The following is a 26,216-nucleotide window of genomic DNA, read 5'->3' as shown; positions in this document are numbered from 1 at the left end:
ACGATGACCAGCACCGAAGGAACGACGATGCCCCTCTACGACGACAGCCTCCCGCACCGGCTCACCCCTCCGCCGTTCTGGGGCGACCGGGTCGGCAACGACGATGTCGAGCTCGTCCCGTCCCACGGTCCCGGCCGCTCGGAGGTCGCGTTCGACTTCCCCGGCGTCACCGTCGGCACGGCCGAATACGTCGAGGGACCGACCGGCGCGACCGTGATCTCCGTGCCGGCCGGTGCGCGCACCTCCGTGGACGCGCGGGGCGGCGCGATCGGCATCATCGGCCGCTACGAGGAGCTCAACCACGCGATCTGCTTCGCCGGGGGATCGTCCTACGGTCTGGCTGCGGCCACCGGCGTCGATGAGGAGCTTCTCGCACGCACGGGCAACCGGGTCGGCTGGCAGGACCTGCGGTCCGCCTCCGGAGCCGTCATCTACGATCTCGCCGCCCGCGACACCGGCATCGTCCCGGACGCCGCCCTCGGCCGTGCAGCCCTGCTGGCGGCTCGGGAGGACGCCATCCCGGTCGGCCGGGTGGGAGCGGGCATCGCCGCCTCCGCCGGCAAAGTCGATCTCTCGCGGTGCGAGTTCACCGGGCAGGGGGCGGCCTTCCGCCGGATCGGGCCCGTGCGCATCCTGGTCGTCACGGTCGTCAACCCGGTCGGCGTGATCGTCGACCGGGACGGGACCGTCATCCGCGGCAACTACGACCGCGAGACCGGGGAACGGCGACTCCCCGTCATCGACTACGAGGCCGCCCTGCTCGCCGGGGAGGCTCCGACCACGTCGCCGGGCAACACCACGGTGACGGCGGTGATCACCAACGTGAAGCTCGACGACAAGGAGCTGCGGCTGTTCGGACGGCAGGTGCACAGCTCGATGAACCGCGCCATCCAGCCGTTCCACACCAACCACGACGGCGACACGCTCTTCGCGCTGACCACCGACGAGGTCGCCCTCCCGCCGGCCGGCAGCACCCGGCTCGGTGAGCAGGCCGTCAATTCGATCGCGCTCGGGGCGATCGCGTCCGAACTCGCGTGGGACGCCGTGCTCAGCAGCGCGCGCTGACCCGTCCCGCTCCCGGTCCGGCACAACGGACCCGAGCACCGCACACCCGCCACACAGCACCGAGCACCGAGCCCAGAGAGGGACAACGCATGACCGTCCGCCGCTTCGAGACGACCCAGACCGACCCGTTCCTGCGCGGGGAGGAACTCGGTCGCGCCTTCGCCGACGGGATCGCCGCGAACATCGCCGGCTACACCGAGCTGTTCGAGGTTGTCGGCGTCGCCGCCGACGACCTCCCGCCCCTCGGGCTGACCGCGATCGAGCGCATCGCGTCGTGGCGTCCGGCCCTCGCCGACGAGCTCCGCGGGCTCGCGGCCGGCTCGGGACGGGCGGCGTGGGAGCTCGGGATGCTCAACGCGCGAACCGAGATCCTCGCGACCGTCGGCGCGATCGGGGAGGGCGAGTGCTCGACGTCGGTCTACCTCCCGGAGACCGGTGCGCCCCGCACCGTGCAGACCTGGGACTGGCACGACGTCTCCAACGACGACACGCTCGTCGTCCGCTCCCGCACGGCCGAGGGCCGCGAGGTGCGCTACTTCACCGAGTTCGGCATCCTCGGCAAGATCGGCGTGAACAGCGACGGCGTCGGGGTGCACTTCAACATCCTCAACCACGCCGAGGACGGCGGCGGCATGGGCGTCCCGGTGCACGCGGTCGCGCGCGGCGTCCTGGACGGAGCGGGAACGCTGGAGGAGGCGGTGGCGATCGCGCTGTCCGCCGAGGTCACCGCCTCCACGGTGCTCACGATCGTGGCCGCCTCCACTGCGGGTCCGCAGGCGGTCAGCGTGGAGCTGAGCCCCGGCGGTCACGCCACGGTACTGCCCTCCGACGGTGGCCTGCTCCTCCACACCAATCACTTCCTCGACGACCGTCTCGCGCCCGGGGAACTCGTCCCCGGCACCTCCAGCAGCTACCGCCGGCTGGACCGGCTGCGCGAGCGTCGGGCGTCGCTCTCGTCCTCCGATCCTCTGCGGCGGGTGGCCGGTATGCTCATCCACGAGGCGGACGGTGCGCCGGTGTGCTGTCACCCCGACCCCCACCTCGCCTTCGAGCACCGCTGGCAGACCCTGCTCACGATCTCGCTCGACCTGGAGCACGCGCATCTCCAGTTCCACGAAGGCGGCCCGTGCACAGCGTCGCGGGAATCCTGGCAGGTCTTCTAGGGGGAGGGGAGCATGGCTCAGAAAGCTCCGACGCACGCACCGGTGACGATCATCGACGTCGCCCGGGCCGCCGGCGTCAGCAAGACCACGGCCTCCGACGCCCTCAGCGAGCGTGGCCGGGTCTCGCCGGCGACGCGCGACGCGGTGATGGTCGCCGCGGAACGCCTCGGGTACTCGATCAACCGCTCAGCGCGCTCGCTGCGCACGGCGACCACGGGGGCGATCGGCCTCTACATCCCGCAGGTGCTCGTCCGGAGCGAGCACTACCTGTCTTTCGTGTACGGGGTCGTCAACGAGGCCGCGGCGTTCGACTACGACGTGACGCTCATCGTCGCGGCCGCGGACGCCCGCCCCGCGTACAGCCCGCATGTCGACGGCATCGTGCTCATCGACCCGGTCCTCGAGGACCCGATGATCACCCGGCTGCTGGGGACCGGGCTCCCTGTCGTCTCGTCGGAGCGCCTGCCGGGAGGGCGACAGCCGGCGGGCGTCGTGTGGTCGAACCACGCCCAGTACACCACCTTGCTGCTGGAGCACCTCAACGCCCGCGGCGCGCAGCACCCCGCCCTGATCGCCTCGACCACCAACTCCGACTGGTCGCACGCGATCCAGGGTGCCTACCGCGATTGGTGCCGCACGATCGGTGTCGAGCCCCGCCTCGAGGTGGCCCCGTTCGGAGCCGACACGGCGACACTGCAGCACACCGCCCGGACCCTGCTCGAGCAGTCGCCCGACACCGACGCGCTGATCGGCGCCGGCGACGGGGTGGCCACCGCGATCTCCCACGCGCTCGCTGCGGACGGCCGGAGGATCGGCAGCGACATCCTCCTCGCGTCCTGCGTCGACAGCAGCGACCTCCGCGCCGCGCACCCGCCGATCACCGCGATCGACACCAAGGGCGGCGAAGCCGGCCAGGCGTGCGCCCGCCTGCTCTTCGACCTGCTGCAGGGCCGCGTCGAGCCGCCGACGGCCCAGGAGCTCCCGCTCAGCCTGAACCTCCGGGACTCGACGGCGAGAGCCCTCGACATCTCCGACGATTCCGCCTCCGCACGCCTCGGGCAGCGCCGCGACGACTGAGTCGTGCGGAAGCCGGAGGACAGGGAGATGTGTCACCATGGTGACGCTGGTCGGCGGACCCACGGTCCTCACGGAGGCGGTCGCGAAGCTCACGGCCTGCGGCTGGTAGGACGCGGGCTCAGGCGAGCCCGCCGAAGAACTCCCTGATGCGGTCCGCCGCCAGGTGCGGCTGCTCCAGGCCGAGGAAGTGGCCGCCCCGCGGAGCACGCTCGAAGGAGCGGAGGTCGGCGGCCGCCCGCTCGGCGAGGGAACGCGGGAAGCCCGCCATGACGGGTTCGCGGCTGAGCAGCACGCCGACCGGCGCGGCGATCGGCGGCCGCGGAGGATTCGCGTCGTAGTCGAAGTACTGCCGGAACGACGTGCCGACGCTGCCCGTCGCCCAGTAGAGCGTGGCGATCGTGAGCAGCTCGTCCCGGGCGACGGCCGCGTCCAGATCGCCGTCCACCCAGTCATGCCACTTGTCGGCGATCCAGGCGAGCAGACCGGCGGGGGAGTCGGCGAGAGCGGCAGCGATGGTGTCCGGGCGCGTGCACATGATCTCGCTGTAGCCGCCGTCGCTCGCGTCGTAGGCGTCGACGGACGCGAGATAGTCGCGCTCCTCCTCGGTGCGCGCCTCGCCGTCGCTCGGGAACGGGGCGTGGAGGAGCTGGATCCCGATCACGTGATCCGGATGGTCGACCCCGAGCCACGTCGCCGCACCCCCGCCGATGTCCCCGCCGAACGCGGCGTAACGGTCGTAGCCGAGCACGGTCGTCATGAGCTCGTGGAGGTCCGCCGCGATCGCGGCACGGGTGAGCGGCCCCTCCGGCAGCTCGGAGAAGGTGAAGCCCGGCAGCGACGGGACGATCACATCGAAGGCGATCCGCGCGTCCGAACCCGCCGCGGCCGGGTTCGCGAGCAGTCCTGCGAGCGGCAGATACTCGGTGTACGCACTCGGCCACCCGTGCAGCAGCAGGAGGGGGATGCGCGTCTCCGCCGATCCGGCGGCCGGGACGTGGACGAAGTGCAGTCGATGGCCTCCCACGTCGGCCAGACGCTGGTCGTACGCGTTGAGGGCCGCCTCGCGCGTCCGCCAGTCGAAGGCGAGCCACGAATCGACGAGGTCGCGCAGCACCGCGCCGCCGGCGCCGCCGTCCCACGGCACGGAGCCGAGCGGCTCGACGAAGCGGGTCGCCCGGAGGCGGGAGCGCAGATCGGCGAGCAGCTCGTCGGACACGTGGATGCGGAAGTCGTCGATGCTCATCGCCACCACCGTACGCGCCATGCCGGCGCCAGCGTTCGCGGTCCCTCCCGGCGCGTCAGTGCGCCGCGCCCAGCTCCACCAGCACCACACCGGCTCCGATGAGCAGGATGCCGAGCGCCATCACCGGGGTGAGGGGCTCGCGGAAGAGCAGGCGACCGAGGACGGCGGTGAGGGCGACGCCGACGGCGGCCCAGATGCCGTAGGCGATCCCGAGCGGGAGACCGAGGGCGAGGGTGACCGAGAGCAGAGTGAAGGCGAGCACGTAGCCGACCGCCACAGGGAGGTACCAGATGCGTTTCGGAGAGGGGCCGGTGGTGGCCATGCGGAGGGAGATCGTGCCGGAGACCTCGGTGACGATGGCGCCGGCGAGCGCGAGCCAGACGATCATTCGCGGCCTCCCTCGACCGGATCGGAACCCGCGGCGGTCGTGGGCGAGGGTGCCGCTCGCGCCACGGACGCGGCCGCCCCGCGGCGGTGCGCCGCCTGCGAGCCGAGCTCGACGAGCAGCACCCCGCCGATGATGAGGGCGATGCCCATCCCCATCAGCGGGGTGAACGGCTCCCCGAAGAAGACGGTGGACAGGGCGGCGGTGAGGGCGACGCCGGTGGCACCCCAGATGCCGTACGCGACGCCGAGCGCCATCCCGGCCCGCAACGATGCGCCGAGGCAGGTGAACGACGCGACGTAGCCGATGGCGACGACGAGGTAGAGCGCGGGATGCGTCAGCGCGCCCTTGAGCGACAGGGAAGCGGTCACCTCGAAGAGGATCGCCCCGGCGAGGAAGAGCCAGCGGCTCACTCGATGTCCCCGAGCATGAGCGCCTCCTTGGTCCGGAAATCGTAGATGAGACCGGGCGCGCGACGTGAGTTCTTGCGGGTGCGAGGCCCGGCGCACCCGCAACGAGTCACGTCTCGCACCCGGATCAGCGCTTCGCGAGGTCCTCGCGGAGGGCGGAGAGGATGGTCCAGACGGAGCTGCGCTTCTGCGGAGTGTTGGCCTCGCTCATGGGGATGGTGAGCTCGAGACCGTCGCGGTAGCTCGCGCGGACGGTGAACCGGCCGGGCCAGTCGGCGTTGTCGTCGACGCCGAGGGAGGGGGTGCCGCCGATGACCTCCAGCCGATCGAGGTCGCCGCGCCGGTGGACGCGGGTGGTCACGTTCGCGGTGCCGCTCTGGAGGGAGTAGGCGGCTTCGACGGTCGCGACCGTGCCGTCGGTGAACGCGCCAACGCGGACCCCGATGACGTCGTCGGAGAGGACGGCGCTCGCACCCATGTAGCGCACCTCGCTCTCGCCGACCGCGAGCGCGACCCCCGTCACGATGGAACCGAGGAACGTGGCGGGAGCGCCGTCGAGCGCGCCCTCTCCGATCTCGTCCACCACGGCCCGGCCGATCGCGTCGCGTGAGAGCTGCATGGTCCGTCCTCCTGATGGATGTGGCGTCGGCCTCCACACCCCTACCGAGTATGCGCTCGATCGGCACATTCCGGACAGCCAGGACGATTCATGATTCCCTTAATTCAGGGTTCTCTGTACCCTCGATGCTATGAGCCTCCTCGCACCCGCGGCGACCGTCACCCACACGGCTGCACTCGCCCGCTTCGGGCACGCGCTCTCGGACCCGACCCGGGTGGGCGTGCTGCTCGCCCTGCGCGAAGCGCCCGCCTACCCGTCCGATCTCGCGGACGCGCTGGGCGTCTCGCGCCAGGTCATGTCCAACCAGCTGGCCTGCCTGCGCGGGTGCGGACTCGTGGAGGCGGTTCCCGACGGCCGCCGCATCTGGTACCGCCTCGCCGACGGCCACCTCGCCCCCGCGCTGGACGAGCTGCTGCGCGTCGTGCTCTACGTCGAGCCGGGATGCTGCGAGGGCGACGACTGCGGCTGCGCCTGACCGCGGCGACGATCCCAGTGCTCGTCGCCTGAGGCCCTTCCCTGTCGACGGCAAACGACACAGGGGACGTGAAACGCCGCTCTGCGGCGAGCAGAGCGGCGTTCCGCGTCCCCGCTGATGCGCGGGAGGGGCGTCAGTGGGCGATGACGGGCTCCGGTGCGCCGGCCGAGGACGGCTCCGAGCCCGCCGCGCTCGCGGCCTGCTGCACGAGTGCGGCACGGCGGCGGTAGAGGAACGCGGAGAGCACGGCGCCGAAGGCGAAGAACCCGGCGCCCCACCAGTAGGCCGTCGCGTAGCTGTGCACGGCGGCCTCCGCCGCGACCTCCGCGGTCGGCGGGAGGTGCGCCGCGAGGTAGTCGGTGGCCGCGGTGGCCGCCAGGGTGTTCAGCAGCGCCGTGCCGATCGATCCGCCCACCTGCTGGCTGGTGTTCACCATCGCCGACGCGACGCCCGCGAAGTGCCGGTCGACGCCGAGGGTGGCGGTCTGGATCGCGGCGGGCATCGTCGAGCCCATGCCGAAGCCGAGGATCATGAGCGGCGGCAGCAGGTCGACCGCGTAGTTCGCGGTGACGCCGAGGTGGGTGAGGTACACCATGCCGGTCGCGGCGATCGTCATCCCGATGGGCACCATGACCTTCGGCCCGAAGCGCGGTACGAAGATGTTGGTCGACAGCTGCGCGGCGGTCACCAGCATGACGATCATCGGCAGGAAGGCGAGGCCGGTCTGGATGGGCGTGAACTTCAGCGTGGCCTGCAGGTAATAGGTCACGAACAGGAAGATGCCGAACATCCCGGCGCCTGCGATCAGGATGGCGCTGTAGGAGGCCGCGCGGTTGCGGTCGACGACGATCGACAGCGGCAGCAGCGGGTGCGGGGCGCGGCGCTGCCAGAGCACGAAGGCGATCAGCAGCACGCCCGCTGCGGCGAGGAAGCCCCACGAGAGCGGCGAGTCCCAGCCGTCCGACTCGGCGTTCGAGAAGCCGTAGACCAGCGAGAACAGGGCGCCGGAGACGAGCACCGTGCCGGGCACGTCGAGCTTCGGGCGCGGGCCGGTGCGGTGCGCGGAGGTCACGAAGACGGCCGCACCGGCGATCGCGACGATCGCGATGGCGACGTTGATGTAGAGGTTCCAGCGCCAGTCGAACTGCTCGGTCAGGAAGCCGCCGAGCAGCAGGCCGACCGCGCCGCCGGCTCCCGCGATCGCGCCGAAGATCCCGAACGCGCGGGCGCGTTCCCTCGGAACGGTGAAGGTCGTGGTCAGCACGGCGAGAGCGGTCGGGGCGAGCAGCGCGCCGAACGCTCCCTGCAGGGCGCGCGCGCCGACGAGCAGGCCGAAGGTGTCGGCGGCGCCGCCGAGGGCGGAGGCCGCAGCGAAGCCGATGAGACCGATGATGAAGGCGCGCTTGCGGCCGATGAGGTCGGAGAGGCGGCCTCCGAACAGCAGGAGGCTGCCGAAGGCGAGCGAGTAGGCGGTCACGATCCACTGGCGGTCCGCGTTCGAGAAGCCGAGGTCGGCCTGCGCGGAGGGGAGGGCGATGTTCACGACCGTCGAATCCAGGACGACCATGAGCTGCGCCAGAGCGACGGTGACGAGCGTCCACCAGCGGCGCGAGGAGGGCGCCGCCGCATCGGGTGCGGCGCTCGAAGGGGTGGGGTTTGTCTGCGACATGCGGGCCAGCATATACGAAACCAACCAGTTCCGGATCTAATCTGTTCAGAAATTCATCTACACTGGAGGAGATGGACATCTCAGCACCTGCCCCCGCGACGAAGCTCGGGCGCAAACGGGACCACACGCGGGATCCCGAGATCCTCGACGCCGCCCTCGACGTGCTCGCCGAGACCGGGTACGACCGCATGACGATCGACATGGTCGCCGCCCGCGCCAAGGCGGGGAAGGCGACCGTCTACCGCCGCTGGGCGTCGAAGGCCGACCTCGTGATCGACGCCGTCGCCTGCATGAAGAAGGGCGACATCGACTTCGACGCGCTCCCCGACACCGGAACTCTGCGCGGCGACCTGGTCGCGATGATGAAGCCGCACACCATCGTCGATGCCGAGAAGAAGCTCCAGATCATGGCCGGCCTCGTGTCCATGCTCGCGAAGGACCCCGGGCTGGCCGACGCCGTCAACGAGGCGATCGTGGAGCCGCGCGCCTCCGTCAACCGCATCTTCCTGCGACGCGCGGTCGAGCGCGGTGAGATCCCCGCCGACGCCGACATCGAGAAGCTCGCGCTCATCGCGCCCTCGATGGCCTCCTACCGGGTGCTCGTGCAGCGCAAGGCGGTCGACCGGGAGTTCCTGCTCTCGATCCTGGACGACATCCTGCTCCCGGCGGTGGGCATCAGGCGCACGTCCACCCCACGATGAGCCCGAGCGCTCCCAGGGTCGTCGTGAGGGTGCGCGTCTGCAACGACACCGGCGACGTCCAGCTGCCGTAGGCCGCCGTGACCGTCACCGTGGACGTGCCGAGGAGGGTGAGCGTCGAGCCGGTGACGTTCCCCGTGGTGGCAGGATAGGCGACCGTTGTGCTGCCGGAGCCGGCGCTGCCGCTCCAGGCGATCGTGTAGCTCTGCGGGGCGATGGCGTTGCCGCCGATCGTCGGGGTGGTCCACGTGATCGGGATGTTGCTGGCGAGGAGGCCGCCCGCCGACCCGCACGCGACCGTCGGGACGGGGTTCAACGTCCCGGAGGTCGCGGAGCCCGTGGCGTAGACCGAGCGCGACCAGCCCGCCCGCGCGGGGGAGCCTCCCGAGACGCCGAACAGACCGGCGGCGGCCAGCGCGAGGGCGCCGACCGCAGTGATGCGCAGGGCGCGTCTCATCGCACGCCCGACTCGTCGCCCGGGTGGCGGTGGCGGCGCGCTCCCGCGACGGCGGCGATCCCGGCCCCCGCGACGACCGCGCCGCCCGCGAGCAGGGGCGTCAGGAGGGTCGGGGCCGCCCCGGTCGCCGCGAGCGCTACCGGGGGAGCGGCCGCCTGCACGTCGTCGGCTGAGGTCCAGGCCCACACGTCGAGGTCGGCCGACCCGTCCGCGGCGCCCGGCTGCAGCGTGACATCGATCGCGAGCCAGCGCTGCTCGCTCGACGGCATGGCGCCGACGGCGACGACACCGGCGGGCGCGGGCGGCTCGCCGGCAGCGGCTTCCGGGCCGGACAGCACGGCGGACAGCGGTGTCGTGGCCAACAGTGTCTGAGCGGCGCCCGGGCACGACGTGCCCGACCAGCGCACCGCGCACGCCGTGATGCCGATGTCGAGCACGCCGGTCAGCGGGCCGGTCGATGACAGGCCCAGCCCGACCGTCGCGGCGGAGGGCGTGGCGGCGGCGACCCCGACCTCCCATCGGACGGGGACGCCCGGGCGGAGTTGCGCGAAAGCCGTCGGGTCGGCGACGGACGTGAGCGTCAGGTAGCGGCCGCTCGACACGGACTCGTCGGCCCGGGCGGACGAGGGGACGGCGACGGCGAGGGCCGCGCCCGTGCCGATGGCCGCCACCAGGACGAGCGCGCTGCCGGCGACCGCAGAACCCGCGGTCGTGCCCGCGCCTGTGCCTGTACCTGTGCCGGGGCCGGGGCCTGTGCCGTCGCGCCCGCCTCTGCGCCTGCGCCTGCGCCGCGGCGCCGGATCGCCTCCGCGCGGCCAGAACGCCCACGCCACCAGCGCGGTCGCCGCCAGGGTCGCGCCGCCCAGGAACAACGGGTTCGAGAAGAACGCGATGACCTGCGCCCCGCCGGGCACGCTCGCGATCACGAGCCGCACGTGCGACACGTTGTAGGGCGCGGGGTCGTTCTCGGCATTGGCGTCGCCGCGGAGGACGAGCTCGACCCGGCCCCCGCCGAGGGGCTGGGAGGACACCACGCGGTGGGTGATCGGCAGTGCGCCGGGTCGGTCCACGGTCACGACGTCGCCCACGCGCGCCTCCGACGCCGGGATCTCCCGCACGAGCGCGACGGCGCCCGCCGGGATGGTCGGGCTCATCGAGCCGGTGCTGAAGAGGATCAGGGTGATGTGGAAGACCGCGGCCGCGATGGCGCCGAGGATGCAGAGGGCGCCGGCGACGGAGGCCAGCGTCAGGAGGGCGTCCCCGGCGCGGGAGGCGGCACGTGTCGCCGGGCGCTTCGCGGCCGGAACCGGCTGTGAGGGCGGCGCGTGCGCGACCGACCGTCCGGCGGCGTGACGAGGAGCGGGCGCGTCGGGCACGGCGTCGGTGTGCTCCCGGATGCTCATGGCTGCTCCTCCCGTGCTCCGCGTGCTCAGCTCGAGGTCGAGACGAACTGCCAGGTGGCGGTCGCCGTCTTGCCCTGCAGGCTGTTCGCCGCTCCGGCAGGCAGCGTCACCTCGAAGCAGAAGCCGGTCGCCGCGCCCGGTGAGCTGCTGGTCGCGGCGGCGAGGGGATTGGTGACGCCGGTCTCCTGCCCCGCCGTCAGTGCGCGGGTGGTCCCCGCAGCGCCGACGACGAACGCGGGGGAGCCGGTGAAGGCTGCCGCGTTGCAGGTGGCGGTCGTGCGGACGACCCGGTAGACCAGGGCCGCGCCGAGCGTGGCTGCATCGGAGCCGCCGAGGACAGCGCCGTTCAGCACGGTCGTCCCCGCGACGGAGTTGGCGGTCGTCTGGATGAGGACGGGTAAGTACGACGACACTCCCGGCGCGAACGGGCCGGCGACGGTGAACGTCGCCCCGGGCGAGACCGAGTTGTCGGTGTAGGCGCCGCCGTTCACGCTCGACTGGGTGTTGAAGACGGACGTCTGGAACGCGCCCGTCGCGAACTCGTTGTCGGTCCAGCTGGCGAGGGTGACCGCCGCGCCCACTCCGAGGACGAGTCCCGAGGCGAGCACCGCCCGCAGCCGGAGGGCCCGAACACTCCGGCTGCGGGGCGGCGACACCTCACGCATGGACTACTGGCTCGCCGCCTGGAACTGCCAGGTGGCGGCGCCGGTCTGCCCCTGCGCGAGACCCGCTCCCGCGGTGACCTTGAAGCACAGGAAGACCGGCGCCCCCGCCGCGCCTCCCGTGCCCTGGGTCAACGGGAACGTGGTCGAACCGGGAACCGTGGTGAGAGCCGTCCCCGCCGGGACGAGGTCGGTGCCCGTCGTGCTGGCCGTGCAGCCGAACGTCGTCGTCTGCAGCAGCTCGTAGGTGAGGTTGGTGACCGTGCCCGTCGACCCCGCGCTGGAGATCGTCACGACGGCCGGGTTGGTGGTGTTCGCCGCCAGCTCGACGGCGAACGGCGCGGCGGTGACCGCCCCCGGCGACAGCGTCGCGGCGTTGACCGTGAACCCGAGCGTCGCCGGCGAGCCCGCCGTCGCGTGGTCGGTGTAGGTCGTGCCGTCGACGCTGCCGACGAGGTTGAAGGTGCCCGCGCTGAACGTGCCCCGGGCGAGCTCGGAGTCGTTCCAGGCGGCGAGCGTCACGGCGGCCCCGGCGCCGAGCACGAGCCCGGCGGCCTGCACGGCCTTGAGCTTGCGGGCCCGCCGGCTGGGGGCGGGGGCCGCGGGAGTCTCGGTCATGGACACTCCTCCTTTCTTCGTCCGGGTCCGGTCAGGCCCGGCGGGTACGGCGGATGAGGAATCCGGCGCCGCAGGCGATCAGCAGCAGGGCGAATCCGCCCAGGAGGCTGAAGCCGCCGGCGTCGGAACCGGTGTCGGCGAGTCCACCGGCTATGGCAGCCGGGTCCTCGTAGCGGAAGCCGCCGGCGAGGGTGCCGGTGCCGCACTGGGCCGATCCGGTGACGGTGACCGCGACGGTGCCCGTCCCGGAGGGCGTGACGGCCGTGATCGTCGTGTCGTTCACGACGGTGAACGAGGTCGCCGGCTTCGATCCGAAGAGCACCGCGGTGGCGCCCGTGAAGCAGCTGCCGGTGATGGTCACTGTCGTGCCACCGCCCTGCGGGCCGTGGCCCGGGTCGACCGTCCCGACGGTGGCGCCCGTCTGGTAGGTGAAGGTCGCCGCGGGAGTGGGGCCGACCGGCGTGGTCACCACGATGGGCACCGGACCAACCGCGTGCGGCGGCGTGACGATGGTGATCGTCCCGTCGTCCACCACGGTGAAGGGCACCGCGGCCCCGTCGACCGTCACGCTGGTCGCCCCGGTGAACCCGGCGCCGGAGATCGTGACGGAGGTTCCGCCGATCGTCGGGCCGTGGTCCGGCGTGAGGCCGCTGATCGCCGGCGCCCCCTCCACCGGGGTGAAGGTGAACAATGCCGGCTCGGAGTCGCCGTTCGGGCTCTCGATCACCAGGTCGTACGTGCCCGGCAGGTGCGCCGGCGTGGTGACCGTGATCGTCGTGTCGTTCACGACGGTGAAGTCGGTCCCCGGCGTGCCCGCCGCGAACGGGACCGCCAGGGCCGCCGCCGAGACCGGGTTCGTGCGGAGGACGTCGCCGAACACGACCGCCGTCGCCCCGGTGAACCCGGTGCCGGTGATGGTCACGTGCGTGCCTCCGGTCTGCGGCCCGATGTCGGGGACGATGGAGCCGATGACCGGCGGTGCCGCGAGGTACGTGAAGTCGCCCGGCTGGGAGTCGCCGTTCGGGTGCTCCACGACGACCGCCGCGGTCCCCGGGGTCCCCGGCGGGGTGGTGACCGTGATGGTCGTGTCGTTCACGACCGTGAAGCCGGTGCCGTCGACGCCGCCGAAGGTGACGCCCGTGGCTCCCGTGAACCCGGTGCCGGTGATGGTGACGGCGGTGCCTCCCGCCTCCGGGCCGCTGTCCGGGGTGATCGAGGTGATCGCCGGGACGGCCAGGTAGGTGAAGTCGCCGGGCTGGGAGTCGCCGTTCGGGTGCTGCACGATCACGTCGACGTCACCCGGCGTGCCGGGCGGGGTGGTCGCGGTGATGGTGGTGTCGTTCACGACGGTGAACGCGGTTCCAGCGGTTCCGCCGAAGGTGACGCCCGTGGCTCCCGTGAACCCGGTGCCGGTGATGGTGACGGCGGTGCCGCCCGTCTCGGGGCCGCTGTCCGGGCTGATCGAGGTGATCGCCGGCACGGGGAGGTAGGTGAAGGTGCCCGGGACGGAGTCGCCGTTCGGGTGCTGCACCACGACATCCACGTCGCCCGGTGTGCCCGGGGGAGTCGCGACGGTGATGGTCGTGTCGTTCACCACCGAGAAGCCGACGCCCGGGGTTCCGCCGAAGGTGACCCCGGTCGCGCCGGTGAAGCCGGTGCCGGTGATGGTGACGGGGGTGCCGCCGGTCTCCGGCCCGGTGGTGGGCGTGAGCGACGTGATCGCGGGGACCTCGAGGTAGGTGAAGTCTCCCGGCTGGGAGTCTCCGTTCGGGTGCTGGACCACGACATCCACGGTGCCGGGAGTGCCGGGCGGGGTGGTCGCGGTGATGGTGGTGTCGTTCACGACGGTGAACGCGGTTCCGGCGGTTCCGCCGAAGGTGACCCCGGTCGCGCCGGTGAACCCGGTGCCCGTGATGGTGACGGCGGTGCCTCCGGTCTCCGGTCCGCTGTCGGGGGTCACCGAGGCGATCGCCGGCAGCTGGTCGAACGTGAAGGCGCCCGGAGCGGAGTCGCCGCCGCCGCTGGTGACGACCACATCCACCGGTCCCGGGGCGTGCGCCGGCGTGGTGACCGTGATCGTGTTGGCGTCGACCACGGTGAACGCGGTCCCCGTGGTGCCGTCGAACGTCACCCCGGTCGCGCCGGTGAACCCGCTGCCGGTGATGGTGACGGCGGTGCCTCCGGTCTCCGGCCCGTGGTCGGGGGCGATCGTGCCGATGGCGGGCGGGCCCACCACCGGGTCGTAGGTGAAGTCGCCGGGGGCCGAGTCGCCGGCCGGCGTGGTGACGATGACGTCGACCGCGCCGGGTGCGTGTCCCGGGCTGGTGACGGTGATGGTGCCGTCATCGACGACGACCACGTTCGCACCAGGGGTGCCGCCGAACGTCACGCCCGTCGTGCCGGTGAACCCGGAGCCGGTGATGGTGACGGCGGTGCCTCCGGTCTCTGGCCCGTTGCCGGGAGTGACGCCGGTGATCACGGGCAGCGGGAGGTAGGTGAACGTCGCCGGGGCGGAGGCCCCGATCGGGTGCTGCACCACGACGTCGACCGGGCCTGCGGCGTGCGCCGGGCTCGCGACGGTGATCGTCGTGTCGTTCACGACGCTGAAGCCGACGCCCGGGGTCCCGTCGAAGGTGACGCCTGTGGCTCCCGTGAAACCGGTGCCGGTGATGGTGACGGGCGTGCCACCGGTCACCGGTCCGCTCGTCGGCGCGAGGGAGGAGATGGCGGGCAGGGCGACGAAGGTGAAGCTGCCCGGGGCGGAGTCTCCGTTCGGGCTCTGGACGACGACGTCGGCCGCGCCCGGCGCGTGCGCGGGAGTGGAGACGGTGATGGTGGTGTCGTCCACGACCGTGAATGCCGTCCCGGCCGTTCCGCCGAAGGTGACGCCCGTGGCTCCCGTGAACCCGGTGCCGGTGATGGTGACGGCGGTGCCTCCGGTCTCCGGCCCGCTGGTCGGGGTGAGGGAGCCGACGGTCGGTGCCGCGAGGAAGGTGAAGGTCCCCGGTCCCGAGCTGCCGTTGGGCCCGTTCACGACGACGTCGGTCGCGCCGGGCGCATGCGCGGGAGTGGTGACGGTGATGGTGGTGTCGTTCACGACGGTGAACGCGGTTCCGGCGGTTCCGCCGAAGGTGACGACCGTCGTGCCGGTGAAGCCGGACCCGGTGATGGTCACCGCGGTCCCGCCGGCCGCCGGACCGCTGGTCGGGGTGAGCGAGTCGACGACCGGCGGGACGGCCAGCGCGTTCGGGCCGACGGACGCCGACGAGAGGTTGAGGGTGAGCGCCTGTGCGTCGGGGAGCACCGAGGCGCGCAGCGCGGTCTCCGTGAAGACACCACCGCTGGTGGCCTGGTTGTTGACCGTCAGCCGGACGACTCCACGCAGCACCGGGTTCAGAGCCGGCACGAGCGTGCCGGCGACGGGCGCGAGGACCGCGGGTCCGAGGGCGGTGACGGCGGCGCCGATCGAGTTCAGCGGGGTCAGCAGGGCGGAGAGGACCGTCCCGAGCGGGATGCCGGCGGCGATGCCCGCCACGCTGATGCCGCTGGTGTCGCCGGCGAGGAGCTGCCCGATCGTCTCGTTGACCGTCACGACCGGGAGTCCGAGCACGGTGGCGGACAGATCGATCGTCAGCGCGTTGGTCGTGTTGGTCAGGACCGTCTGGACCTGTGTGATCAGGCCGCCGAGGATGCCCGTGATCCGGTTGCCCAGCTCGCTGATGACGGCAGCGCTCAGGATGTCGGTGTTCGGCGCCTGGCTCTCGAGACCGGTGATCTGCGAGAGGTCGACCGTGACCGTCCCGGTCCCGAGGTTGATGCTCACACCCGGGTATGCCGGATTCGTGATCTCGCCGGCGAGCAGCGGGGCGACGGCGGCCTGGAGGTCGGAGGCTGTGACGGTGGCGGTGGTGGTGAGCACCCCGGGGATGTTGAGGATGCCCAGCGCGTTCGCCAGCGTCCCGTTCGCTCCCGCGAGCCCGTTGACGAGGTTCTGCACGGTGGTGACCTGGCTGTCGATCGCGCCGGTCAGCCCGGCGACCGTCGCGCTGTGGAAGCTGAGCCCCGCGCCGGCGATCGAGTAGGCGCCCGTGGGTGCGGTGGGCGCAGCCTGCGCCGCACGGGCGCCGGTGACACCCAAGGACAGGTCGAGCTGCGCCAGCTCGTCGAGGGTCGCGGTCGGCAGGCCCAGCGACGACACCGCCTGCGCCAGGTTCACGTGCAGGGGCCCCGGGGCGATCCCGGGCTTCGGCGTGATCCCGGTGCCGATGTCGCCGGAGTCGGAGGTGAGGCCGGAGGCACCGACCGAGGAGCCGTTCTGGAGTGCCGACGCGTACTGCGACACAACGCCGGCGCCGCCGAGGTCCAGCGGGATCTGGATGCCGCCGGGAGCCGCGATGTTCACGACCCCGAGCACTCCGACGTTCAGGTTGTTCGCATTGGTCTGGTCGGCGCTGCCGGTGCTCGCCGCGGCCTCGCCGCCGAGCGAGGCGATCAGTGCCGCGTCCAGGCCGATCAGCGTGCCGCTGAGGTACTGGCCGGTCGCGGTGGAGGTGTCGCCGGGGGCTGCCTGCGCGGGCAGGGCCCACAGGCCCGCACCCGCGAGCGTCAGTGCGACGGCCGCGCCCGCGGCGGTGGTGCCGAGCAGCCTGCGCGGGGTCCGTGACCTCCTCTCATCGCGTCTGTGCGCTCCTGTGCCGATGTCGAGACTGGATACCACGATGCAACCCCCAGCGAGAAAGAATTGAGAGACCTTACAGGGAGCCTCGCTGGAGCGGGGAGGGGTCTCAATCGCCCGGACCGGGTGATTCGACGGGTCTCCGTCCGGCGCCTCGACGCGCACGTGCGCACGCCGGCGGATGCCACGGCGGAGAGGGCCCGGCTGCGCGTGAGCCGGAGGCTACAGGAGCCCGAGCGAGCGGGCGTTCTCGACGGCGTGCGCGCGATCGCGGGCGTCGAGCTTCGCGTAGATCGAGCGCAGATGGGTCTTCACGGTGTTGGCGCTGATGCTGTGCTTCACGGCGATCTGCCCGATGCTCTGGTGCAGCGGCAGCTCCCGCAGGAGCTCACGCTCCTTGCCGGTCAGCGCCGGGCCGCTCTCGGTTCCGGCGGGGCGCAGACCGAACGACTCCACCGCCTCCAGCACCGAACGGGCGAACTCCTCGCGCTCGCCGAAGCTCCCGATCCGCTCGGAGAGCAGCCGGGCGAAGGCGCCGTCCCGCGCCAGGAAGGGTCGTCGCGTCTCTGTGCGCGCGGCGACATTCAGCGCCTCCAGCAGGCGGGAGCCGACCAGATCCTCGCGACCGCGCTCGGCGGCGTGTTCAGCGAGGAGCAGCCAGCCGAAGACGATGTTGCTGCTGTGCCACGCCGGTGAGCCGGACAGCAGGAGGGACTCCAGCATGGCGTCGTCCGCGTCCTGCGTGTGCGTGCCTTCGTGCGCGATGGACCCGCCCAGGGCGGCCTCCACCGATCGCGGGCCGAGCAGCGAATCGAGCACCTCCACGAGTCCGCGCACCTCGGCGCGCCCCCGATAGTGCATCGTCAGGTCGAGGAAGCGGAAAGCCCCCACCGCGATGGTGCGGGGGTTGCGCCGCAGAGCGACGCTGAAGAGGTCCTCCATCTCCTCGAAGACCACACGGGGGTCCTCCTCTTCGTCGAGCCGGAAGAGCAGGTGCAGGGCACGTGGGCCGATCACGTCGCCGGTGTCGAGCCCCCGCCACCGCGCCTGCACGATGTCGGCGAGGTGCGCCGAGCGGAACGGCTCGCACGACTGGTAGGCGGCCGCGGCGGCGCGCAGGAGCGCACTGGCGGCGACGATGCTGTCGGTGCTCGGTTCGGCGCCGGCGATGCCGGCGAGCCGCCGCTCGAGGTGGTGCACGATCGGCCAGCTCCGCTGCGCTGCGGCCGCTGCTGCGGCCAGCTCGAGCCCCAGCATCTGCAGCCAGGGCAGGCCGGTCTCCTCCGCGCTCGAGGCGGCCGCGTCGGCCGCCTCGAGCGCTTCGCCCGGCCTCCCGGAGCGCAGCAGCAGGGAGGCGCGCGCCGCCTCGGCGAAGATGCGGGCGTCGAGGACCGCCAGGGCGCCGCCATCGCCGGCGGGGCGGCGCATCGACTGCGCCACCGCGCGCTCGAGCCGGGCCAGGGAGCGATCGCGGTCCGCCTGGGTGTCACCGTCGCCGCGCAGACCCAGGATGCCGGCGAGCACGAGTTCGCTCTCGGGGGATCGGGCGGGCTCCTCCTCGGCGAGGGCGAGGAAGTGGTCGATGCGGACCGAGTCGAGCCGGGTCGGGGAGGTGACGAGCGCACCGAGCAGGCCGGTGGCCGCGGACATCACGCCGCGGTCCTCGAGGGCGCCCAGGGCGTCGCGGACCGGGCCGGTGTCGCCCGAGAAGACCATCTCCAGGCCGTGGCGGCGGAGGACGTCCTCGACGAGGTCCGTCGACCGGGAGGCGACCGCGTGCTCGAGGCCGCGGTGCAGGTCTCCACCCGCCAGGTACCAGTGCGCGGCGGTGCGGCGCAGGCCGTCCAGCCGCGGGGCGTCGCGCCGGGCCAGCTCGGCGAGCAGGTTACGGCGCAGCGACTCGTCGAAGCGGTATTCGTGGCCCTCCTCGCCGTCGTCGATGCGCTGGAGGAGGTCGTTGCCCTCGCGGAGCCGTTCGACGGTCGCCCCCGCGTCGACGTGCCCGGTCAGCTCGGCGGCGAGCCCGACTCCGAAGGCGGGAACCGCAGCCAGGGAGAGGAGGGCGTCGGCGTCCTCCTCGTCGAGCGTGTGCAGCAGCGTGCCCACGAAGTATTCGTCGGCGCCGACGGGGGAGTGGGTGAGCCGCCGGATCGCGCCCTGCGGGTCACGGGAGCGCGCGAGGGCGGCCACGGCCAGGGTCAGGGTGATGGCCCGCCCGCCGGTGCGGTCGACCAACTCGTAGACGTCCTGGGGTGGGAGGAGCACACCGGCGGATCGCAGCAGTTCGTCGGCCTCCCGCTGTCCGAACGCGAGGTCCGCGACACCGACCGTGATGAGCGGGCGGGCGGCCGATATGCGGTCGAGCTCCACCGGCTGCGTGCGGCCGCTCAGGACCACGGCGGCGTCGAAGGCGAGCACTGCCTCCTGCAGCAGCTCGCGGTCGCTGTGCGTGCGGATGCGCTCGACGCCGTCGATCACGGCGGTGACGGGACGCCGTTGTGCCCGCACACCGTCGAGGGCCCTCCGCCAGTCGGTGCGGCCGCCGACGCGCGTGCGCCCGATCCCACCGTCGACCTCGACGAGGAAGCGCTCTCCCGGCTCGGCGTCGCACCAGGAGCGGAGCAGGGCGGTCTTGCCCGTGCCGCCCGACGCGGTGATCGAGACGACGGCAGCGCGCCGCTCTCCGTCGTCCAGGACACGACGGAGCCCGCGACGGTCGACCCGAGTCGCTCCGTCGGGCACGAGTGCCCATCCTGAGATTCCGATCATCCACGTCCCCCGACGTCGTGAGCGTCCGCGTTACTCCTTCGTGTTTCGGATCGTAGGCGCGGGATCAGGACCGGTGCGTCACCCGATACGGGTGACACGACTTCTGTGACCAAAGTTGTATTAGGTTAGCCTTACCTAAAGAATAGGCTCATCTGTGACCCACCTTGGAGGGACAGCCCGTGGCCCGAACCAACATGCAGACCACCCGCATCAAGCCGCAACGCTCGGAACTGCTGGTGCTGCACGTGCTCCGGCGCCAGCGCCTCTCGTCCGGCTTCATGCGCGTGACACTCGGGGGAGGGGACATCAGCCGCTTCGTCCCGCTCGGTGGAGACCAGTGGTTCCGGCTCTTCCTTCCCGTCGGAGGGGACGAGGACGCGCTCAACCGTCTTCCCGCCAAGCTCGATGTCTTCGCGTTCGCGCGCTATCTGGCGATATCGAAGGCGGTGCGGCCGGTGCTGCGCAACTATTCCGTGCGCGCGTTCCGCCCCGACGGCGTCGACGGCCCGGAGCTCGAGGTGGACTTCGTGCTGCACGGGTCCGCAGCCGCGGGGACCAGTGGACCGGCGGCGAGCTGGGCGCAGACCTGCGCCGTCGGCGACGCGGTGGCCATCGTCGACGAGGGCATCTCCTTCACGCCGGCCTCAGGCATCGCGCACGTGCGACTCGTCGCCGACGAGACCGGCGTGCCCGCGGCGGCCAACATCCTGAGCACGCTCGCTGCGGGAACGAGGGGCACAGCCGTGCTGGAGGTCCCGCACGCCGACGACATCCAGCCGCTCTCCTCGCCCGACGGCGTCGACGTGCACTGGGTCGTCCGGAAGGACCCGCACGCGGTCCCGGGGATCGCGGCAGGAACCCGCGCGCGCCTCCTGCCGACCCCCGGTGAGCGCTTCTACGGCTGGGTGGCGGGCGAGTCCGCGCTGGCCATCGCCATGCGCCGCCACTGGATCGCCACGGGCGTCGCGAAGGAGGACATCCTCTTCTGCGGCTACTGGAAGGCCCAGCGCCGCTGACGCCGACCGCCGCGTCGCGCGGCCCGCACAGTCGCCCGGCCCAGTCTGTGTAACGTCTCAGAAACACGACCGCGCGCTCCCCGAAACAGTCGTTCCGTAACGTCGCTGGTGTCGATGGAGCCGCTTCCTCAGCCGCTGGCCCACCCCCGGCCGGCCCTGGACCGTTCGCAGGTCGTGCTCCTCGACGCCTCCGAGTCTCCCCGTCCTCGCCGCTGACGGCGGACGCATCGGCGCCCCCTTTCGCCCCCAGAGGAAGGCACCACCCGAATGCACCAGAAACCCAGGCGACACGTGCGCCTCCTCGCCGCGACGGCGGCAGCGCTCGCCGGACTCGGCCTCGCGATCGGCGCCGCGGCTCCCGCGCTCGCCGCTCCCGCGCTCGCCGCTCCCGCGGTCACCGGCGTCTCGATCTCCGCGCCCACGACAGCGACCGCGGGCGACACCTTCGACGTGACGGTGACCCTCACCGGCTCCACCGACGTGTTCGGCTACGAAGCCGTCCTCGCGTTCGACCCCTCCGTCGTCTCCTACGTCGACGGCAGTGCAGTCGTCCCCGCGGGCGGCTTCGACGCGGTCCGCACCGCGAGCGGGTCGGTCGACCTCGTCTACACCCGCCTCGGGACCTCCCCGGCGCTCTCGGGCGACATCGTCTCCACGCTGACGTTCAGGGCGACTGCGGCGGGGTCCACGGCGTTCACGGTCCGCTCGCTCTCGCTGGTCGACTCCGCCTCCGCCGTCGTCACGTCCGCCAACGCCGCGACGAGCCCGGCGCTCACCATCACGCCGGCCGCCGTCAGCTCGCCGACCCCGACCCCGACGTCCTCCGCAGGAGGCTCGGGAGACGCCGGCACGAGCGCCAGCGGCACCGGCGGCTCGTCCGCGGTCGACGGCGACCTCGCCTCCACCGGCTCGAACGCGCTCCCGTACGTGATCGGCGCGCTGGCGCTGCTCGCCGCGGGCGCCGCCGCCGTGCTGTTCACCGTCCGCCGCCGCCGCGCGGGAGACGCCCGATGACCGCCCGACCGACCTCGAGGAGCACCACCCCCATGCAGACTCGCACGAAGGGCCGCCGGGTCGCCACGACCGCCGCCACCGCCGCGGCGCTCGCCGCCCTGGTCGCCACCGGAGCAGTCGTCGCACCGGCCGCGAGCGCGGAGCCGGCGCCCGCTCCCACGACCGGAGCGTTCCTGGCCCCGTACTACACCGCCGCCGACCTGACGGGCGACAGCCAGATCACCACCGCAGACCTCGACGTGGTCGCGGCGCACCTCGGCGAGACGTCCGCCTCCGCCGGCTGGTCGGCCGTGTCGAAGGCCGACCTCGACGGGGACGGCACGATCACCGTCGCAGACCTGGTCGGCGTCTCGCACCGCATGATCTACGACGACGGCCCCTTCCAGCTGGTGGAGGCGTCCGCCCTCGACATGCAGGCCGCGATGAACGCCGGCGTGACGACGTCGGTGAAGATCACGCAGGAGTACCTCGCCCGCATCGCCGCCCTCGACCGCACCGTCGTCGACACGGGCACCGGCGGCCGGGCGCTCAACTCGATCATCGCCGAGAACCCCCAGGCGCTGACCATCGCCGCGAAGGCCGACGCCACCCGGGCCGAGAAGGGCATGACGAGCATGCTCCTCGGCGTCCCGATCGCGGTGAAGGACAACTACGACACCGTCGACATGCCCACCACCGGCGGCTGCGGGTGCTGGGACGGCAACCAGACCAGCGACGACGCGACGATGGTCAAGGGGCTGCGCGCCGCGGGTGCCGTCATCCTCGCCAAGGCGAGCCTCGACGAGTTCGCGTACGGCTTCGTCTCGGAGTTCTCGTCGGGCCAGGAGCCGGGCAAGACCCTCCTCGTCGCCAGCCCGCTCAACACGGCGCGGACCGCGGGCGGCTCGAGCGGCGGAACGGGTGCGGCGATCGCGGCCAACCTCGCCGGGATCGGTTTCGGCACCGACACCGGCGGCTCCATCCGCGTCCCGTCGACATACAACTCACTGGTCGGCATCCGCCCGACCGTCGGCCTGACCAGCCGCGAGGGCATCATCCCGCTCGCGCTCAGCCAGGACACGGGCGGTCCGATCGCCCGCAGCGTCACCGACGCGGCCGTCGCCCTCGACGCCGTCACCGGAGTGGATGCGGCCGACCCGATCACCGCCGAGCAGGCCGGCAAGGTGCCCGCCTCCTACACCGCGGCCCTCGACCCCGAGGCGCTGAAGGGCAAGCGGATCGGCATCGTCACCTCGATGCTCGGCAGCAACGCCACCGTGACCCGGCTCTGGGCGAGCGCCAAGGCGACGCTGGAGGCGCAGGGCGCGACCGTCGTCGAGCTCACCACCGTCCCGGCAGCGTTCACCGCGACCCTCAACGAGGGCAGTGGCAGCACGAACGAGTTCAAGCACGACCTGAACATCTACATCCAGAACCACCTGGCGCCGACGGTGACCGCGCGCTCAATCGCCGACATCCTGGCGAGCGGCCGCAACGTCACCTCCCGCAACAGCATCTACACCTCGCGGAACAACGTGACGGACGCGCAGTACCAGGCGTGGGCGGGTCCGTCCGGCACGCACACGACGGCGATCGCCACCGGGCAGGCGACGGTCACGCAGCTGATGAACGACAACGGCCTGGACTCGCTCGTGTACCCGAGCGGTTCGCCGTACAGCACCATCAGCACGAACATGCGCCTCAGCCCCAACACGGGCATGCCGGCCATCACCGTGCCGATGGGGCAGGCCGCCGCGGGTGACGGCACCAACCCGATCGTGGGCGCCAACGTCAACCTCGAGTTCCTCGGGCGCGACTACGACGAGAGCGGCATCATCGGCCTCGCGTACGCCTTCGAGCAGGCGACCCACGCCCGCGCGACCGCACCGCTCTACGGCCCCCTGAAGTAACGACACCCCGCGACATTCGGCCCGAATGTCGGGATTCGCTCACGCTTTCCCGACATTCGGGCCGAATCGCGACCTGTGGAATCGAGCGGGCGCGCGTAGCGTTCCCGATGAGAGACAGGAGGAGGGGACGTCATGGGCAGCACGGCCACAGATCGCGGCAGGTTCTACGCGGAGGTCGCTGCGGAGTTCCGCCAGCACTACCGCCGCGGTCCGCGCTTCGTCGCGGTGACCGGCGTGCCGGAGGCGGATGCGGCCGGGGCTGCGGACGCGCTGGCGGAGGCGCTCCGAGCGGCGGGAGACACCGTCGAGCGCGTGAGCGTCACGGCCGACACCGCGGCGGACCCGTTCCGTGCGGAGGTCGTCGCACCCTCCCGAACGCGCGAGGGCGTGCTCGTCGTCGACGGCCCGGGCCTGCTCGCGCCGGAGTTCCGCGGGTTCTGGAACTTCTCCCTCTGGGTCGAGCACGATCCGGAGCGCAGCCCGGACTGGTCGTTCGTCGCCACCGGGCGCAAGGATCCGCTCGGGGCGCCGCGCGAGGTCGCGTCCGTCCTGCTGGACGACGCGGACCCCGCACGGCCCCGGAGACTGTTCGCCGACTCCTGCTGACCGAGCCGGCTCTGCTGAGCCGCCCCGCTACGCGTGGGGACGGTCGAAGCGTGCCCCCTCGGGCTTGGAGGGCAGCAAGGTGAAGATGAAGACGACCAGGCTGCCGAACGGGACGAACGTCAGGAAGAAGAACGGCCCGGCGAGGTTCGCGTCGTGGAGGCGGCGCCAGAGGATCGCGAGGTGCGGCACGATCGTGCCGAGGATCCACACGAGGATCAGCACACCGGCCACCCAGAACCCCGGTCCCGGCTGAGACGATCCGTCCGCCGAGACGGTGGAGCCGGGCAGGCCGAGCACGAGGGCGAGCGCCTCGAGGACGATCCCCACCAGGGCGGAGAACAGTATCCACCACCAGTACTCGCTGCGGCTGGCGCGTCCGGTGAAGTCGGCGTACTTGCGGAAGACGCGCTTGACGGCCGCGCCGAAGGAGGCCCCGTAGAGGGGTGCCCACAGGGGGACGGCCTCCGCAGCGACAGGGGGGACGGGAGGTGCGGGGTTCTCGTAGCTCATGACGATTCCTCTCTGGATGCCGCGCTCCGGAGGGATGTCGGCATCCCCCTCGCCGCGCGCTCGGCGGGTCGGTGCCGGGCGCGCATAGTCAAGCGCATCCCCGGCCTCATCGGAGGGAAATGCGACGCGGCGTGTCCCGCCTGGCCCCCGTTCCGGGGAGGTACAGTCTTCGCTGGGGGGACCCACGTTCGTCCCATCTCCGGAGGTCTCCCCGTCCATGCCCCGTCAGGAACGCGCCGAGCGCAGCCGCACGGCGATCCTCGATGCTGCGGCCGCCGAGTTCGATGCGCACGGCTATGCCGGCGCCCGGCTCGACCGCATCATCGAGCGCACGCAGCTCACCAAGGGCGCCGTCTACTTCCACTTCCGCTCGAAGCAGGATCTCGCCGAGGCGCTCGTCGCCGAGAAGTATGCGACCTGGCCGGAGCTCGTGGCGGAGGTGGATGCGAGCGGGGCGACGGGCCTCGCCGCCGCTCGCGAGGTGCTGCGACGGGTGGCCGTCGTGTTCGCCACGGACGCGCGGGTGCGTGCGGCGATGAAGCTGAGCCGCACCGTGCTGACCCCCGAACCCGACGACGACGCGTACGCGCGCTGGTCGGCCGTGGTCGGTCGTTCCCTCGAACAGGCGGCCGAGGCGGGCGAGCTCTCCCCGGGGGCCGATCCCTCCTCTCTCGCGACGGTCGCGGTCCAGGCGTTCTTCGGCGCGTACCTCATCGCCGACGAGCGCGGGAGGCTGGACGGGCTGGAGGCGGACGCCGAGCGGATCTGGGACGTCATCGCGGGCCACGCCTGACCTGACCTCTCCGCTCGCCCGGCGCCGAGCGGCTTCGCGCCCGCTCCGGGCGGCCGGAGGCGCTCACTCCAGCGGCCCGAGCTCCTCCCGCACGAAGCGTGCGAACTGCGCCGCGGCGGCCGACTCCGACCGCGCGGTGTTGCGCGCCAGGCCGACGACCCTGGTCGCCTCGTCGGCGAGCGGCACCGCGACGATCCCCGCCTCGGCCGGCGTGTCCGGGATGAGCGCGACGCCGACGCCGTCACGCACGAGGGCGCGCAGGGTGGCGAGCTCGGTCACCTCGATCACCGGCGCCATGACGACACCGTGCGCCGAGAAGTAGGCGTCGGCGATGTGGCGGAGCCCGGAGCCCGGGCGCAACGAGACGAGCTCGTACGGGGTGAGGTCGTCGACCGTCACCCGTTCGCGGCCGGCGAGCGGGTGCCCGACGGGCACGCCCAGCACGAGTCGCTCGGCCGTGAGCGGGTGCCAGTCGATCCCGGGATCGCGCGGGTCGGGGCTGAGGAAGGCGACGTCGGCCGACCCCTCCCGCAGGGCGTCGAGCACCGTGTCCGCGGTGCCCCCGCGCAGGACGAACCGGATGTCGGGGAACAGCGCGCGGTATTCGCTCACGACGCGTGGGATGAGCCAGCCGCCGAATGACGACACGTACGCGACGGAGACGATCCCCGCGGACGGGTCCCGGAGGGCCGCGATCCTCGCCCGCGCGTTCTCCAGTTCCAGCTCGGCGCGCGCCGCGTGGGCGAGCAGGATCTCCCCGTACTGGTTGAGCTCGAGGTGGCCACGCCGCCGGTCGAGCAGCTCGACGCCGGCCTCCGCCTCGAGCCGCGCCAGTGACCGGGAGAGGGTCGACTGGGAGACGCCGAGGGACTGCGCCGCGAGCGCCAGGTGCCCCTCGGCGGCCAGCGCCCGGAAATGGGCGATCTCGTCGATCCGCATGGGACCCATCATGGCGCACGGCGGCCCGGGCAGCCCGATTCCGCGGGGGCCGGACCCCACC

General features: G+C 72.4%; 23 protein-coding genes. 10 read left to right on the top strand and 13 right to left on the bottom strand.

All coding sequences use genetic code 11. The annotated features are described in order from the left end of the window. The first annotated feature begins 3 nt into the window (after nucleotides 1-3). From IT072_RS16660 to IT072_RS16650, 3 genes are all read left to right on the top strand, one after another. Nucleotides 4-1,065, top strand: coding sequence for a P1 family peptidase (locus IT072_RS16660; RefSeq protein ID WP_223357951.1), 1,062 nt, complete (start codon nucleotides 4-6; stop codon nucleotides 1,063-1,065). 89 nt (nucleotides 1,066-1,154) lie between these two features. Beyond that, nucleotides 1,155-2,228: a C45 family autoproteolytic acyltransferase/hydolase gene (locus tag IT072_RS16655; RefSeq protein WP_223357950.1), complete on the top strand. Its 1,074-nt coding sequence runs from the start codon at nucleotides 1,155-1,157 to the stop codon at nucleotides 2,226-2,228. Between the two features lie 12 nt (nucleotides 2,229-2,240). Further along, nucleotides 2,241-3,305 carry a LacI family DNA-binding transcriptional regulator gene (locus IT072_RS16650; RefSeq protein WP_223357949.1) on the top strand — a complete coding sequence of 355 codons (1,065 nt, stop codon included), beginning with the start codon at nucleotides 2,241-2,243 and terminating at the stop codon, nucleotides 3,303-3,305. Nucleotides 3,306-3,423: 118 nt separating this feature from the next. Here the strand turns inward: IT072_RS16650 and IT072_RS16645 are convergent, their stop codons facing one another. From IT072_RS16645 to IT072_RS16630, 4 genes are all read right to left on the bottom strand, one after another. Continuing rightward, nucleotides 3,424-4,548, bottom strand: coding sequence for an epoxide hydrolase family protein (locus tag IT072_RS16645; RefSeq protein ID WP_223357948.1), 1,125 nt, complete (start codon nucleotides 4,546-4,548; stop codon nucleotides 3,424-3,426). Between the two features lie 55 nt (nucleotides 4,549-4,603). Next, nucleotides 4,604-4,933 (bottom strand): DMT family transporter, encoded by a 330-nt coding sequence (locus IT072_RS16640; RefSeq protein ID WP_223361008.1) that lies wholly within the window; start codon nucleotides 4,931-4,933, stop codon nucleotides 4,604-4,606. Continuing rightward, complete coding sequence (locus IT072_RS16635) at nucleotides 4,933-5,346, bottom strand: DMT family transporter (RefSeq protein ID WP_223357947.1); 414 nt, start codon at nucleotides 5,344-5,346, stop codon at nucleotides 4,933-4,935. The genes IT072_RS16640 and IT072_RS16635 overlap by 1 nt, the downstream gene beginning before the upstream one ends. Before the next feature lie 124 nt (nucleotides 5,347-5,470). Beyond that, nucleotides 5,471-5,962: a hypothetical protein gene (locus tag IT072_RS16630; protein ID WP_223357946.1), complete on the bottom strand. Its 492-nt coding sequence runs from the start codon at nucleotides 5,960-5,962 to the stop codon at nucleotides 5,471-5,473. 130 nt (nucleotides 5,963-6,092) lie between these two features. Here IT072_RS16630 and IT072_RS16625 point away from each other — a divergent pair, with 130 nt between their 5' ends. Further along, on the top strand, nucleotides 6,093-6,437 hold the full coding sequence (locus tag IT072_RS16625; protein WP_223357945.1) for an ArsR/SmtB family transcription factor: 345 nt from the start codon (nucleotides 6,093-6,095) through the stop codon (nucleotides 6,435-6,437). A gap of 133 nt (nucleotides 6,438-6,570) precedes the next feature. On the opposite strand, the gene IT072_RS16620 is transcribed toward IT072_RS16625, so the two are convergent. Continuing rightward, nucleotides 6,571-8,106: an MFS transporter gene (locus IT072_RS16620; RefSeq protein WP_223357944.1), complete on the bottom strand. Its 1,536-nt coding sequence runs from the start codon at nucleotides 8,104-8,106 to the stop codon at nucleotides 6,571-6,573. Nucleotides 8,107-8,177: 71 nt separating this feature from the next. On the opposite strand from IT072_RS16620, the gene IT072_RS16615 reads away from it, so the two are divergent. Continuing rightward, nucleotides 8,178-8,807, top strand: a complete 630-nt coding sequence (locus IT072_RS16615) for a TetR/AcrR family transcriptional regulator (RefSeq protein WP_223357943.1) — start codon at nucleotides 8,178-8,180, stop codon at nucleotides 8,805-8,807. Here IT072_RS16615 and IT072_RS16610 read toward each other — a convergent pair. The 6 genes from IT072_RS16610 to IT072_RS16585 form a co-directional block, all read right to left on the bottom strand. Further along, nucleotides 8,782-9,261: a hypothetical protein gene (locus IT072_RS16610; protein ID WP_223357942.1), complete on the bottom strand. Its 480-nt coding sequence runs from the start codon at nucleotides 9,259-9,261 to the stop codon at nucleotides 8,782-8,784. The genes IT072_RS16615 and IT072_RS16610 overlap by 26 nt on opposite strands. Then, entirely contained in the window at nucleotides 9,258-10,664 is a 1,407-nt protein-coding gene (locus IT072_RS16605) for a hypothetical protein (RefSeq protein ID WP_223357941.1), read from the bottom strand. Before IT072_RS16605 ends, IT072_RS16610 begins: the two co-directional genes overlap by 4 nt. 26 nt (nucleotides 10,665-10,690) lie before the next feature. Further along, nucleotides 10,691-11,329, bottom strand: a complete 639-nt coding sequence (locus tag IT072_RS16600) for a SipW-dependent-type signal peptide-containing protein (RefSeq protein ID WP_223357940.1) — start codon at nucleotides 11,327-11,329, stop codon at nucleotides 10,691-10,693. A gap of 3 nt (nucleotides 11,330-11,332) precedes the next feature. Continuing rightward, nucleotides 11,333-11,944, bottom strand: coding sequence for a SipW-dependent-type signal peptide-containing protein (locus IT072_RS16595; protein WP_223357939.1), 612 nt, complete (start codon nucleotides 11,942-11,944; stop codon nucleotides 11,333-11,335). 31 nt (nucleotides 11,945-11,975) lie between these two features. Further along, nucleotides 11,976-16,661 carry an IPT/TIG domain-containing protein gene (locus tag IT072_RS16590; RefSeq protein ID WP_223357938.1) on the bottom strand — a complete coding sequence of 1,562 codons (4,686 nt, stop codon included), beginning with the start codon at nucleotides 16,659-16,661 and terminating at the stop codon, nucleotides 11,976-11,978. A gap of 180 nt (nucleotides 16,662-16,841) precedes the next feature. Continuing rightward, nucleotides 16,842-19,361: a LuxR C-terminal-related transcriptional regulator gene (locus IT072_RS16585; RefSeq protein ID WP_223357937.1), complete on the bottom strand. Its 2,520-nt coding sequence runs from the start codon at nucleotides 19,359-19,361 to the stop codon at nucleotides 16,842-16,844. Nucleotides 19,362-19,567: 206 nt separating this feature from the next. On the opposite strand from IT072_RS16585, the gene IT072_RS16580 reads away from it, so the two are divergent. The 4 genes from IT072_RS16580 to IT072_RS16565 all read left to right on the top strand — a co-directional run bounded on the left by IT072_RS16580 (nucleotide 19,568) and on the right by IT072_RS16565 (nucleotide 23,913). Then, nucleotides 19,568-20,404 carry a siderophore-interacting protein gene (locus IT072_RS16580; RefSeq protein WP_223357936.1) on the top strand — a complete coding sequence of 279 codons (837 nt, stop codon included), beginning with the start codon at nucleotides 19,568-19,570 and terminating at the stop codon, nucleotides 20,402-20,404. Nucleotides 20,405-20,671: 267 nt separating this feature from the next. Beyond that, complete coding sequence (locus tag IT072_RS16575; protein ID WP_223357935.1) at nucleotides 20,672-21,418, top strand: cohesin domain-containing protein; 747 nt, start codon at nucleotides 20,672-20,674, stop codon at nucleotides 21,416-21,418. A 32-nt stretch (nucleotides 21,419-21,450) separates the two neighbouring features. Then, the gene (locus tag IT072_RS16570) at nucleotides 21,451-23,307 is read left to right on the top strand and encodes an amidase family protein (RefSeq protein WP_223357934.1); all 1,857 of its coding nucleotides are present in this window, start codon (nucleotides 21,451-21,453) and stop codon (nucleotides 23,305-23,307) included. 132 nt (nucleotides 23,308-23,439) lie between these two features. Next, the gene (locus IT072_RS16565) at nucleotides 23,440-23,913 is read left to right on the top strand and encodes a hypothetical protein (protein ID WP_223357933.1); all 474 of its coding nucleotides are present in this window, start codon (nucleotides 23,440-23,442) and stop codon (nucleotides 23,911-23,913) included. 27 nt (nucleotides 23,914-23,940) lie between these two features. On the opposite strand, the gene IT072_RS16560 is transcribed toward IT072_RS16565, so the two are convergent. After that, nucleotides 23,941-24,423: a DUF805 domain-containing protein gene (locus IT072_RS16560; RefSeq protein ID WP_223357932.1), complete on the bottom strand. Its 483-nt coding sequence runs from the start codon at nucleotides 24,421-24,423 to the stop codon at nucleotides 23,941-23,943. A 217-nt stretch (nucleotides 24,424-24,640) separates the two neighbouring features. On the opposite strand from IT072_RS16560, the gene IT072_RS16555 reads away from it, so the two are divergent. Then, nucleotides 24,641-25,216 carry a ScbR family autoregulator-binding transcription factor gene (locus IT072_RS16555; RefSeq protein WP_223357931.1) on the top strand — a complete coding sequence of 192 codons (576 nt, stop codon included), beginning with the start codon at nucleotides 24,641-24,643 and terminating at the stop codon, nucleotides 25,214-25,216. A gap of 63 nt (nucleotides 25,217-25,279) precedes the next feature. Here IT072_RS16555 and IT072_RS16550 read toward each other — a convergent pair whose 3' ends face one another. Beyond that, on the bottom strand, nucleotides 25,280-26,155 hold the full coding sequence (locus tag IT072_RS16550) for a LysR substrate-binding domain-containing protein (protein WP_223357930.1): 876 nt from the start codon (nucleotides 26,153-26,155) through the stop codon (nucleotides 25,280-25,282). Nucleotides 26,156-26,216 lie beyond the last annotated feature (61 nt).

The sequence above is a fragment of the Leifsonia sp. ZF2019 genome (assembly GCF_019924635.1).
Classification (GTDB): domain Bacteria; phylum Actinomycetota; class Actinomycetes; order Actinomycetales; family Microbacteriaceae; genus Leifsonia.
Note: the sequence above shows the minus strand (reverse complement) of the source record. Positions and strands in the feature narration are given on the sequence as shown.